The sequence below is a fragment of the Pseudomonas sp. NPDC089741 genome, assembly GCF_044748825.1.
Lineage (GTDB): Bacteria > Pseudomonadota > Gammaproteobacteria > Pseudomonadales > Pseudomonadaceae > Aquipseudomonas > Aquipseudomonas helmanticensis.
In genome coordinates this window covers 125742-137835 of record NZ_JBIVGT010000012.1, presented here as the reverse complement: position 1 = coordinate 137835, position 12094 = coordinate 125742, and the positions used below count along the sequence as shown (strand labels likewise).

The window sequence follows — 12094 nt, the reverse complement described above, 5'->3', positions numbered from 1 at the left end:
GGCCCCGGTGGTGCCCTCTTCGAGCGTCGGTTGATAACCGCGGCAGAGGTACTGCATGGCTTTGGCGGCACGCTTTGGCGTGTCGAGCAGGCCCTCGCGGGAGACGTCCTCGCCCAGTTGGCCGAGAATCGCGGTGTAATTCTGTTCCAGGGACATGAAACTACCTGTGGGGGATTTTCGCAAAGGGCAAGGGTACGGTGGCGGACACGACCCTGCAAGTTCGGTGTAACGGGATTATTCGTCGCGACCTTCCATCATCGTGCGTTTAAGCATCACGTACACCGCGCCGGCACCGCCATGTTTGGCCTGGCACGAACAGAACCCAAGCACCTGCGCATGCTGACGCAACCAGGTGTTGACGTGGCTTTTGATCATCGGCCGCTTGCCGTCCAGGCGCACGGCCTTGCCGTGGGTGACACGCACGCAGCGGATTTCGAATTTTGTCGCTTCAGCGAGAAAGGCCCAGAGGGTTTCGCGGGCCTTTTCCACGCTCATGCCGTGCAGGTCGAGGCTGCCTTCGAACGGGATCTGACCGACCTTGAGCTTGCGCATCTGACTTTCCTGCACGCCGTCGCGTGACCACATCAACTCGTCTTCCGGGCCGACATCGATCACGAACTGATCGGACAGACCATCCACGGTAGCGGTGTCGGTGCGAACGGTGGCGGACTGGCGCAGCTTGGCAATCTGTGCGCGGTCAGCCTTGGGTTTGCCGGTGTCGGCGCGGTCGTGCTTGATCGGCTTGACGCCTTGGATCGCACTTTTGAACAGGGAAAAATCGTCGTCTTGCATGTCAGCCTCCGCGAAGGGCGGCCAGTTTACCCAAGTCGAAACAAAACGGCCCGGCAAAAAGCCAGGCCGGTGAATCAGTCGTGTTTTTTCATCAGGTGCGGGGACATGTTCAGTTCCCGCGATTGCCGTGCGCGACGGCGGCAGCGGCGCCACAGGGCGACACCGAAATACAGAAACAGCAAACCGACCGCCAGAATGATCGCCGAACCCATCGGTGTAGCGTTCAAATCACCGAGCGCCGGAGGGTGCCCGATCAGGCTGGCCGCTCCGGCCATTGCCAACAACACGCCGAAGGTGGCCAGAATGGCCGCGATCGCCGCGCCGAATCGAAAACGCCAGTTGCTTTGGCCTTTGGGCCGCAAGCGGCGTGCGTCAAATCCATCGGATAACTTCATTCCGACCTTCCTCAATGGGTATCGGCCCTTCGACCGGGAGTTGACCGGGTTGTTCCTGAGGCTATGGCATTTGCGGCAAATGAGAGGATTTTGCGGATGAGCGGCGCGCTGAACCGCTCATCAGAGCAGATCAGATCAGGTCTTGAGTCAGCGCGAGGGTGGCGAAGTTGTCGGCCATGATCGCCATTTCCGCTTCCTGAACCAGTTCGGCGCTCAGTACCCGGCCCTTGAACGGCAGGTCGCGGGTGGCGCAGGCGTCTTCGACCAGCGTGCAGCGGAACCCGAGGTTCTTCGCCGCACGCACGGTGGTGCTGACGCTGGAATGGCTCATGAAACCGCAAACGATCAGGTCCAGAGAGCCGAGGTTTTGCAGACGGTCGAGCAATTCGGTGCCATGGAAGGCGCTCGGCAGCAGTTTGCCGATGATGGTTTCATCACCCTGCGGTTCCAGCCCAGGGATGAATTCGCCACGTTCGCCCTGTGGGTCGAACAGGCCACCAACGGTGCCGAGATGACGCACGTGCACGATCGGCCGACCGGCTGCACGGGCTGCGGCAACAATTTGTTTGATGTTCGCGACGGCCGCGTCCATGCCGCTCAGGGCCAACGGGCCGCTGAGATATTCTTTCTGGGCATCGATGATGACCACGGTGGCATGGCTCAGTGTGGCCGCTGCATAACCGCGACCGCTGAGTTGAAACATCGTTTTTGGAACGGACATTCTGGGGCTCCTTGGGGTGGGGCTTTTGCGACATTGTCCTCTGGCTGAGCGGTTCTGTGAATCGCTACCATCGTAGGCACCGTCGTTACTGGCCTGCAGCCATGTCAAGTTACACGTTATGTTGAACCGCTGAAGCAAAAAGACACAAAACGCCTACCGTCGCCGCGACGATTTTCCTGCGTCGTCGGCGCGCGTTTTGGCTGGTAGAATCGCCAGTCGTTTTTTCTGGAGTTCTGCCCCCGTGATCACTTCCCGACTTCGTACCCTGCGCGACCACATCCGTTGGGCCGTCAGCCGCTTCCATGGGGAGGATCTGTTTTTCGGCCATGGCACCGACAATGCCTGGGACGAAGCCCGGCAGTTGGTACTCGGTGCGTTGCACCTGCCGTGGGAAATCGCCGACAGCTACCTCGATTGTGCGCTGGAAGACGACGAACTGGTGAACCTGCAACGCCTGCTCAAGCGCCGTATCGAAGAACGTATTCCGACCGCTTACCTGTTGGGTGAAGCGTGGTTCTGCGGCATGTCGTTCATCGTCGACGAGCGCGTGTTGATCCCGCGCTCACCGATTGGTGAACTGATCGAAAACCATTTTGCCCCGTGGATCGGCACCGAGCCTGCGCGCATTCTCGACCTGTGCACCGGTTCCGGCTGCATCGGCATCGCCTGTGCCTACGAGTTCCAGAATGCCGAAGTGGTGCTGGCGGATCTGTCGTTCGAAGCGCTCGAAGTGGCTAACCAGAACATCGAGCGCCATGGCGTCGATGAGCGTGTGTACACCGTGCAGGGCGACGGTTTCGATGGCCTGCCGGGGCAGCGTTTCGACCTGATCGTGTCGAACCCGCCTTACGTCGATGCGGAAGATTTCGCCGACATGCCGGATGAATATCAGCATGAGCCCGAGCTGGGCCTGGCGTGTGGCGATGATGGTCTGAACCTGGTGCGCCGGATGCTCGCGGAAGCGGCGGATCATCTGACCGAGAAGGGTTTGCTGATTGTCGAAGTGGGCAACAGCCAGGTGCACGTTGACGCGCTGTACCCGGAAGTCGATTTTGCCTGGCTCGAATTCGAGCGCGGCGGGCATGGCGTGTTCATGCTGACCGCTGAACAGTGCCGCGCTCACCAGGCCTTGTTCGCTTCCCGCGTCTAAGGCCTAAAAGCAAAAGATCGCAGCCTTCGGCAGCTCCTACAGGGTGTACACCAATTCCAATGTAGGAGCTGCCGAAGGCTGCGATCTTTTGATCTACCGGTGCGTGGCAATCCAGATCAACAGCCCCGCCTGAAACACCGCAAACGCCACCAGACAAGTAATCGTAAAGCGCAGCCCAGCGTCTTCACGCTTGAACTTGCCGACTTTCTCTTCCTGCTTCTTCAGCTTCACTTCCTGCTCGGCCAGATTCTGCTCGGCCTGCTGAAGCATCTGCGCCGCTTCGAGAATCTCGACGTTCTGCAGCTTTTCGCTGTTCCAGTCGCCCAGCAAGTCACCGACCTGCACTTCCTTGACGCTGCCCTTCAAATGCTGGGCATCGGCGTACACCACATCAAACCCGTGGACGCGCAGGAAATGATCGCGACGCAGCCGCGTGTCTTCATTCAGCGCGTCCTTGTTGTTCAAGTCCATGCCGTCGACGGTGTACGTCGGCCAACGCTTTTTCGCCCAGTTGATCCCTTGCGCCGCCATGTAACGGCCGATGCCACGGTTCAACGGCTCGATCTGCAGGCCGCTGTCCGGGCCGAAATGCACACGCTTGGTCGTGTGATTGACCCAGATATCGAGGTGATTCTGTTCTTTGCGCACGCGCTGGCCAGGCAGCTTGATTTCCATGCGCATCAGGCTGTGTTCTTTGCTGTTGCGCTCGGCATAGCCGAACTCGACAAAGCGCAGCGGCCGGCCACCGGTGTGACGATCAGTCTGCAACGGGGCCAGGCGGAGCATCTTGTGGTGCTCGACATGGACATCCGCCCACGGCAGCTCGGCCGCTGGCGGTGCGTCTTTTTCAGCGGTGGTGTCGGGTGAAGTCGGGGTATCAGTCATAACGGCGAGATCCTGTCCAAGCCCTGCTTGTCGCCAGCCATTGCGCTGGCGACAAAGGCTTATCGGCCGTTTTTGTCAGGACTGGAGGGCAAACGACGCTTAACGGGTGCGAAGTCCGTCAATAAACTCGATGATTTTGCTGCCCAGTTCCGCCGCCAGGGGCAAATTCGGATCCTTGTACGAGGCCAATTGCCGCTTCATGTCGTTGTGGACGATGCGCAATACATGGTTCATGCCTTCGATCACCACCAGTTCGGCGTCGGGTTTGGCAGCCTTGAGCAGCTTCGCGTCATCGACGCCGACCTGAATGTCGTTGCTGCCCTGAACAATCAGCGCCGGCATCTGCAATTGCGCGAAAGCCTTGGCTGGATCCTGACGGAACAGCGAAATCAGATACGGCTGCACGCTCGGACGGAATATCACCTGCAACGGTTGCGGCACATTGTCATCGGTGTGGCCGGCCTTGAGGCTGTCGAGCAGCTCATTGCTGCGCAGCATCAGTGGCGGCGGCAGGCTGCGCGCCAGTTGTTGGCGCAACACCTCATCAATCGGTCGGGCAGTGCCGGACAGCGAAATCAGCGCTGCCGCATCAGCATTCGGTGCCGCCAGCGTGGCGATCATCGCGCCTTCGCTGTGGCCGAGCAGGATCAACGGGCCGAATCGCGGATCGGCCTTGAGTTTGCGCGCCCAGGCCTGGGCGTCGGCGACATAGGCTTCGACCGACAAGTTACGCTCATCCGGAGTCGCCGCCAGGCTCGCCGCTACACCACGCTTGTCGTATCGCACGCTGGCAATGTTGTGCTTGGCCAGCACCCAGGCCAGCCGTTTCAGGCTGTCGTTGCGCCCGCCGTCGGGGTTGTTTCCGTCACGATCCGTAGGACCGGAGCCAGAAATGATCAGGACAACCGGCACCGGACTGTCGGACTTTGGCAGCAACAGCGAGCCGAAAAGCTCGCCAGTGCCGGTGTCCAAAGTTACCGGGCGTTGTAGGACCGTCGCTTGGGCAAAGCCCGTAAACAGGGTAAGACTCAAGATCAAAACTCGCAGCATCATCACGCCATCATTCGCCAAGGTGCCGGTTGGACTCACCCGCACCACTAAGGTTCGAGGATGAACTACTCGGTTAGCCTGCGTATACTGGCGCGCATCACGAATTTGGGTTTGATTTCACGGAGCGTCCTGCATGTCCGGCAATACCTATGGCAAGTTGTTCACTGTCACCACCGCTGGCGAAAGTCATGGTCCGGCGTTGGTCGCCATTGTCGACGGCTGCCCGCCGGGCCTGGAGATTTCCCTCGAAGACCTGCAGCGCGACCTCGATCGCCGCAAGCCGGGCACCAGTCGCCACACCACCCAGCGTCAGGAAGCCGACGAAGTCGAAATCCTTTCCGGCGTGTTCGAAGGACGCACCACCGGTTGCTCAATCGGCTTGCTGATCCGCAACACCGACCAGAAGTCCAAGGACTACTCGGCGATCAAGGATCTGTTCCGCCCGGCCCACGCCGACTACACCTACCACCACAAATACGGCGAGCGCGACTACCGTGGCGGCGGCCGCAGCTCGGCGCGCGAAACCGCGATGCGCGTAGCGGCCGGTGCGATCGCCAAGAAATACCTCGCCACTCAGGGCATCGTCATCCGTGGCTACATGAGCCAACTCGGCCCGATCGAAATCCCGTTCAAGACCTGGGATTCGGTGGAAGAGAACGCCTTCTTCAGCCCGGATCCGGACAAAGTCCCTGAGCTGGAAGCCTACATGGACCAGTTGCGCCGCGATCAAGACTCGGTCGGCGCAAAAATCACCGTGGTTGCCGAAGGCGTCATGCCCGGTCTGGGCGAGCCGATCTTCGACCGCCTCGACGCCGAACTGGCCCATGCGCTGATGAGCATCAACGCCGTCAAAGGCGTGGAAATCGGCGCCGGTTTCGCCTCGGTTGCCCAACGCGGCACCGAACACCGCGATGAAATGACCCCGCAAGGCTTCCTCAGCAACAACGCCGGCGGCATCCTCGGCGGCATTTCCTCCGGTCAGCCGATCATTGCCCATCTCGCGTTGAAACCAACGTCGAGCATCACCACCCCGGGCCGTTCGATCGACATCCACGGCAACCCGGTCGACGTCATCACCAAGGGCCGTCACGACCCGTGCGTCGGCATCCGCGCCACGCCGATTGCCGAAGCGATGATGGCCATCGTGCTGATGGATCACCTGCTGCGTCACCGTGGCCAGAACGCCGATGTACGCGTGAGCACGCCGGTGCTGGGTCAGCTTTGATGGCGGGCTCTAAAGCCGTCGCGGCATAACCGGCGTGGCGGCGCTCCCTTACTGGCGGCTGTCCAGTTTCTACCTGTTCTATTTCGCCTTGCTCGGGTCGACAGCGCCGTTTCTGGCGCTGTACTTCGATCATCTCGGCTTCAGCGCCGCACGCATTGGCGAGCTGGTGGCGATCCCGATGCTGATGCGCTGCGTGGCGCCAAACATCTGGGGCTGGCTCGGCGACTACACCGGCAAGCGCCTGGCCATCGTGCGCTTTGGCGCGGTGTGCACGTTGCTGACCTTCTCGCTGATCTTCGTCAGCAAGACCTACGCCTGGCTGGCGATGGTCATGGCGCTGCACGCGTTCTTCTGGCACGCGGTGTTGCCGCAGTTCGAAGTCATCACTTTGGCGCATTTGCAGGGGCAGACCTCGCGTTACAGCCAGATTCGCCTGTGGGGTTCGATCGGTTTCATCATCACCGTGGTTGCCCTCGGTCGTCTGTTCGAATGGCTGAGCCTCGACATTTACCCGGCGGCGCTGGTGCTGATCATGGCCGGCATCGTCCTCAGCAGTCTGTGGGTGCCGAACGCGCAGCCGCCACAAGGCAACCGGTCAAGCGGCGACGGATTCCTCAAGCAACTGCGCAATCCCGGCGTACTGGCGTTTCATGGCTGCGTGGCGCTGATGCAAATGAGCCACGGCCCGTATTACACCTTTCTGACCCTGCACCTGGAACGACTCGGCTACACACGCGGCACCATCGGCATGCTCTGGGCCGTGGGTGTCGTCGCCGAAGTGCTGATGTTCATGTGCATGAGCCGGATTCTCGCGCGGGTTTCCCTGCGCCGGGTGCTGATGGCGAGTTTTCTGCTGGCGGCGCTGCGCTGGTTGCTGCTAGGTTCGTTCGCCGAGTTCCTGTGGGTGCTGTTGTTCGCGCAGATTCTGCACGCGGCGACCTTCGGCAGTTTTCACGCCGCGGCCATCGCTTTCGTGCAACGTAGCTTCGGCGCCCGTCAGCAAGGGCAGGGCCAGGCACTGTATGCGGCACTCGCCGGTACCGGCGGCGCCATGGGTGCGTTGTATTCCGGCTACAGCTGGAATGCCCTCGGCGCGACATTGACCTTTAGTATTGCCAGTCTCGCGGCGCTCGCTGCTGCCGTTATCATTGCCACACGTATGCAAGAGGACAGGCCATGAGCCTTACGCGTGAACAGCTCGCCCAGCAAATCGTCGACGCCGGGCGTTTTCTTTATGGTCGCGGCTGGTCGCCGGCCACCAGCAGCAATTACTCGACACGCCTGTCGCCGAGCGAAGCGCTGTTGACCGTGTCCGGCAAGCACAAGGGCCAGTTGGGTCTGGACGATGTGCTCGCCACCGATCTGTCGGGCAACAGCCTGGAACCGGGCAAAAAGCCCTCCGCCGAAACCCTGCTGCACACCCAGTTGTATAGCTGGCGCGCGGAGATCGGTGCGGTGCTGCACACCCATTCGGTCAACGCCACGGTGCTGTCGCGCCTGACCCCGGAAGACTTCATCGAGTTCGAAGACTACGAACTGCAAAAAGCCTTCAGTGGCATCTCGACCCACGAATCGCGAGTGCGCGTGCCGATTTTCGACAACGATCAGGACATTGCGCGCCTCGCCGCCAAGGTGCAGCCTTGGCTCGACGCCCATCCCGATTGCGTCGGTTATCTGATCCGCGGCCACGGCCTCTATACGTGGGGCGCGCAGATGAACGACGCGTTGCGGCAGATCGAGGCCTTTGAATTCCTGTTTGAATGCGAATTGAAAACCCGCAGCGTCATGAACCGCCAAGGCTGACTTCACCGGAAGTAGCCCATTTGCCTGATGAAATGCTCTGCCCGACCGGTCTGCAAGAACCGGACGGCAAGGCCGATACCGAGGAATTGCCCCAATGAGCAGCCTGTCCGTCTATCACGTCTCAAGCCCCGACATTCCCAACAAAGTGCTGACTCACTTTGAAGACATCGCCTCGACCCTGGCCGAGCAGGGCGTGCGCTTCGACCGTTGGCAAGCTGCGGCGAAGATCCAGCCCGGCGCTACGCAGGAAGAAGTGATCAGCGCTTATAAAGAGCAGATCGACAAGCTGATGACCGAGCGCGGTTACATCACCGTCGATGTCATCAGCCTCAACAGCGATCACCCGCAAAAAGCCGAATTGCGCGCCAAGTTCCTCGAAGAACATCGCCATGGCGAAGACGAAGTACGCTTTTTCGTCGCCGGTCGCGGGTTGTTTACCCTGCACATCGACGATTACGTCTACGCGGTACTCTGCGAGAAGAACGATCTGATCTCGGTACCGGCCGGCACCAAACACTGGTTCGACATGGGCGAGCATCCGCATTTCGTCGCGATTCGCTTGTTCAACAATCCAGAAGGTTGGGTTGCCAATTTCACCGGCGAAGACATCGCCGGCCGTTTCCCGCGTCTGGAGGACTGATTCGATGTCGATCAAAGCCATTGTCACCGACATCGAAGGCACCACCAGCGCGGTGAGTTTCGTGTTTGACGTGCTGTTTCCCTACGCGGCCAAACACCTGCCGGATTTCGTTCGGCAGAACGCCGAGCGTGCCGATGTCGCCGAGCAACTCGACGCCGTGCGCCGTGACAGCAATGCACCGCAGGCCGAGGTTGAACGGGTCGTTGAAATTCTCTTGAGCTGGATCGAGGAAGATCGCAAAGCCACGCCGCTCAAGGCCTTACAGGGTATGGTCTGGGCGCAGGGTTATCACGCCGGGCAGTTGAAAGGGCATGTTTACCCGGACGCCGTTGAAGCACTGCAACGCTGGCACGCGGCGGGTTATCAACTGTTTGTGTATTCGTCCGGCTCGATTCAGGCGCAGAAGCTGATCTTCGGCTGCTCGGAGGCGGGGGATCTAACGCCGCTGTTCGACGGTTACTTCGACACCACGTCGGGGCCCAAGCGTGAGGCGCAGTCTTACACCAACATCCAGCAAGCCATCGGCGTTGAACCGGAAGAGATTCTATTCCTCTCCGACATCGTCGAAGAACTCGACGCCGCGCAATCGGCCGGTCTGCAGACCTGCGGCCTGGCCCGCGAAGGCGGCGAGCTGGGAAGCCACATCACCGTCGACACATTCACCGGCATAGAACCCGAAGCCTTCTGACCACCCAAAACCCCTGAAGGAGCTGCGGCACGCTGCGATTTTTTTTTCCTTATCTTTAAGAACAAGATCAAAAGATCGCAGCGTTCCGCAGCTCCTACAAAGAGTTAGCGATCGTAGTAGAGATCGCGCATAAAAAAACAGGCCGTGAAGCGCATGCTCCACGGCCTGTTTCGTTTAAGGCGTTTTACAAATTACAGCGAGTGATACGTCGGCAGCGCAAAACGCTGCTGGCTCTGCAACATGGCAATTTGCGGCAACTCGCTGGCTTGTTCGGCCAGGTCACGGCGAATCGCGCTGATCGCCCACGACAGTTGGTCACCGGCATGCAGTTGCTGATAGGTCAGTGCGCGTTTAAACACCTTGCCGTCGCTGCTGCGCAGAGTCAGCAGGATCCCGCCATCGGGACGTGGCGCGGTGGTGACTTCGAAGTTGGAGAACAGCGAGGTAAATTTTTCTTGGATCAGGCTCATGTCTTTCAGCTCCGTATGCACTTGAATGGCAAGCATGCAGAGGAGATTGCAGAGATTGTGCCAGCATTTTAAATTTAAAATATCCTTATAAATCAATGTGTTGTAAATAACGAGATTTTCAGGTGTCGTGCAATCTGCATGAGTGGCCATCGTGCATCCTGCATTTTGCGGGATCGTTGTCGATTTGACGGAACCATTCGATCACTTGGCGATCCTCGTCGCATCCGCACAAACAGCGGATACAAAACATTGCAAAAACCGCGTGTACAGCCCGAGAAGTGCTGACGTATTTTCGATCTCGATCCACGCTCCAATGCGTCGGTTGCACCAAGCCATTGCCCGAAAATAAAAACACCGGCCAACACCAAGGCCGAACGGGGAGCTGTCATGAGTCACGCGCCAAGCGACACGATTACCTGGGGCATGATGCTCCGCAAACTGCCGATGATTGCCAAAGCCATCCCGCGGGTGGTCAAGGGCATGAAGGTAGCCAACGTCACGGATCCGACCCAAAGCTGTGGCCTTGGCTGGACATTTGAACAAGCGACCCTGCGCAATCCCCAAGGCCCGGCGTTATTGCAGGGCGAGGTCGTGTTGACCTACACGCAGGTCAATCAATGGGCCAATCGCATCGCTCATTATTTGAGCGGGCAGGGCATTGGCAAGGGCGACGTGGTGGCGGTGTTCGTCGAGAACCGTCCGGAATTGCTGGTGACGATTCTGGCGCTGGCCAAGATCGGTGCCGTCAGTGCGTTGCTCAACACTTCTCAGACTCGCGACACGCTGATCCACAGCGTGAATCTGGTGGGGCCGGTGGCGATCGTCGTCGGCGAAGAATTGAGTCCCGCGTTTGCGGCAGTGCGCGAGCAAGTCTCGATAGCGTCGCAGCGCACCTGGTTCATTGCCGACCACGACACCTACAGCCATCCGGGGATTGCGCCCGACGGTTACGTCAACCTGATCAGCGCCAGTGCCGATGCCAGCAGCGAAAATCCGCCGAGCAGCCGGCAGGTATTTTTCAACGATCCGTGTTTCTACATTTACACCTCAGGCACCACGGGCCTGCCCAAGGCCGGGGTGTTCAAACATGGCCGCTGGATGCGCAGTTCAGCGAGCTTCGGCATGATCGCCCTCGACATGCGCCCCGACGACGTCGTCTATTGCACCTTGCCGCTGTACCACGCCACCGGCCTCTGTGTGTGTTGGGGCTCGGCGGTCAACGGCGCTTCCGGTTTCGCGATTCGGCGCAAATTCAGCGCCAGCCAGTTCTGGAACGATGTGCGCCGCTATCGCGCGACCACTATTGGTTACGTCGGCGAGTTGTGCCGTTATCTGGTCGACCAACCGGCCAGCGCCGACGACAGCCGTCACGACGTGCGCAAGATGATCGGCAACGGCTTGCGCCCCGGTGCCTGGGCCGAGTTCAAGACACGCTTCGCGGTCGAACACATCTGTGAGCTGTACGCGGCGAGCGACGGCAACATCGGCTTCACCAACATTCTCAACTTCGACAACACCATCGGTTTCTCGCTGATGGCTTGGGAGTTGGTCGCCTACGACCATGACAGCGGTGCGCCGATCCGCAGCGCCGACGGGTTCATGCGCAAGGTCGGCAAAGGCGAGCAGGGCCTGTTGCTGGCGCGGATCGACGAGAAAGCGCCGCTGGACGGTTACACCGATCCTCAGAAAACCGCCAAGGTCGTGTTGCACGACGTGTTCAGTAAGGGCGATCGTTTCTTCAACACTGGCGATCTGCTGCGCAACATCGGTTTCGGCCACGCGCAATTTGTCGATCGACTCGGCGACACCTATCGCTGGAAGGGCGAAAACGTCTCGACCACGGAAGTCGAAAACCTGTTGCTGCAACACCCGCATATCTCCGAGGCGGTGGCGTATGGCGTGGAAATCCGCAACACCAACGGCCGCGCCGGCATGGCGGCAATCACCCCGGCAGAATCCTTGGCCACGCTGGATTTTGCCGAGTTACTGACGTTTGCCCGCGAACGCATGCCCGCCTATGCGGTGCCGTTGTTCTTGCGGGTGAAAGTCAAAATGGAAACCACCGGCACCTTCAAATACCAGAAGACGCGCCTGAAAAACGAAGGCTTCGACCCCGGTCAGACGGGCGATGACCCGATCTACGCATGGCTGCCTGGTACGCAGACTTATGTTCGAGTCACTGACGAAGTGTTGACGGAAATTCATCAAGGCAAGCATCGTTATTGATTTTGGCTATAAGCGCTTTTGAGAAAAAGGGGGTGACAGCTTTCGCCGC

At 59.7% G+C, this 12094-nt stretch carries 14 protein-coding genes; 7 read left to right on the top strand and 7 right to left on the bottom strand.

Annotated features, from left to right (window positions below; all coding sequences use genetic code 11):
* The 4 genes from ACIPZE_RS14665 to ACIPZE_RS14650 form a co-directional block, all read right to left on the bottom strand.
* Window positions 1–156 (bottom strand): GTP cyclohydrolase I (locus ACIPZE_RS14665; protein WP_400773505.1); only part of this gene is annotated, 156 nt, incomplete at its 3' end.
* Between the two features lie 78 nt (window positions 157–234).
* A complete protein-coding gene (locus ACIPZE_RS14660; protein WP_038366959.1) occupies window positions 235–792 on the bottom strand; it encodes a Smr/MutS family protein in 558 nt (185 codons plus the stop codon).
* A gap of 74 nt (window positions 793–866) precedes the next feature.
* Window positions 867–1187: a hypothetical protein gene (locus tag ACIPZE_RS14655; protein ID WP_085732350.1), complete on the bottom strand. Its 321-nt coding sequence runs from the start codon at window positions 1185–1187 to the stop codon at window positions 867–869.
* A 130-nt stretch (window positions 1188–1317) separates the two neighbouring features.
* On the bottom strand, window positions 1318–1908 hold the full coding sequence (locus ACIPZE_RS14650) for a cysteine hydrolase family protein (protein WP_129391295.1): 591 nt from the start codon (window positions 1906–1908) through the stop codon (window positions 1318–1320).
* A 241-nt stretch (window positions 1909–2149) separates the two neighbouring features.
* On the opposite strand from ACIPZE_RS14650, the gene prmB reads away from it, so the two are divergent.
* Entirely contained in the window at window positions 2150–3058 is a 909-nt protein-coding gene (gene prmB, locus ACIPZE_RS14645; RefSeq protein WP_283437157.1) for a 50S ribosomal protein L3 N(5)-glutamine methyltransferase, read from the top strand.
* A 93-nt stretch (window positions 3059–3151) separates the two neighbouring features.
* Here prmB and ACIPZE_RS14640 read toward each other — a convergent pair whose 3' ends face one another.
* Window positions 3152–3943: a hypothetical protein gene (locus ACIPZE_RS14640; RefSeq protein WP_129391298.1), complete on the bottom strand. Its 792-nt coding sequence runs from the start codon at window positions 3941–3943 to the stop codon at window positions 3152–3154.
* 99 nt (window positions 3944–4042) lie between these two features.
* Window positions 4043–4996: an alpha/beta hydrolase gene (locus tag ACIPZE_RS14635; protein WP_129391301.1), complete on the bottom strand. Its 954-nt coding sequence runs from the start codon at window positions 4994–4996 to the stop codon at window positions 4043–4045.
* 130 nt (window positions 4997–5126) lie between these two features.
* On the opposite strand from ACIPZE_RS14635, the gene aroC reads away from it, so the two are divergent.
* From aroC to mtnC, 5 genes are all read left to right on the top strand, one after another.
* Window positions 5127–6218, top strand: a complete 1092-nt coding sequence (gene aroC, locus ACIPZE_RS14630) for a chorismate synthase (RefSeq protein ID WP_283437156.1) — start codon at window positions 5127–5129, stop codon at window positions 6216–6218.
* 34 nt (window positions 6219–6252) lie between these two features.
* Entirely contained in the window at window positions 6253–7398 is a 1146-nt protein-coding gene (locus tag ACIPZE_RS14625) for an MFS transporter (protein WP_400773482.1), read from the top strand.
* A complete protein-coding gene (locus tag ACIPZE_RS14620) occupies window positions 7395–8021 on the top strand; it encodes a methylthioribulose 1-phosphate dehydratase (protein ID WP_129391306.1) in 627 nt (208 codons plus the stop codon). The genes ACIPZE_RS14625 and ACIPZE_RS14620 overlap by 4 nt, the downstream gene beginning before the upstream one ends.
* A 94-nt stretch (window positions 8022–8115) precedes the next feature.
* Window positions 8116–8661, top strand: a complete 546-nt coding sequence (locus ACIPZE_RS14615; protein WP_007914042.1) for an acireductone dioxygenase — start codon at window positions 8116–8118, stop codon at window positions 8659–8661.
* Between the two features lie 4 nt (window positions 8662–8665).
* Window positions 8666–9349 carry an acireductone synthase gene (mtnC, locus tag ACIPZE_RS14610; protein WP_400773481.1) on the top strand — a complete coding sequence of 228 codons (684 nt, stop codon included), beginning with the start codon at window positions 8666–8668 and terminating at the stop codon, window positions 9347–9349.
* 191 nt (window positions 9350–9540) lie between these two features.
* On the opposite strand, the gene ACIPZE_RS14605 is transcribed toward mtnC, so the two are convergent.
* Entirely contained in the window at window positions 9541–9819 is a 279-nt protein-coding gene (locus ACIPZE_RS14605) for a DUF3509 domain-containing protein (protein WP_129391315.1), read from the bottom strand.
* Between the two features lie 387 nt (window positions 9820–10206).
* On the opposite strand from ACIPZE_RS14605, the gene ACIPZE_RS14600 reads away from it, so the two are divergent.
* On the top strand, window positions 10207–12045 hold the full coding sequence (locus ACIPZE_RS14600; RefSeq protein ID WP_400773478.1) for a long-chain-acyl-CoA synthetase: 1839 nt from the start codon (window positions 10207–10209) through the stop codon (window positions 12043–12045).
* Window positions 12046–12094: the final 49 nt, after the last annotated feature.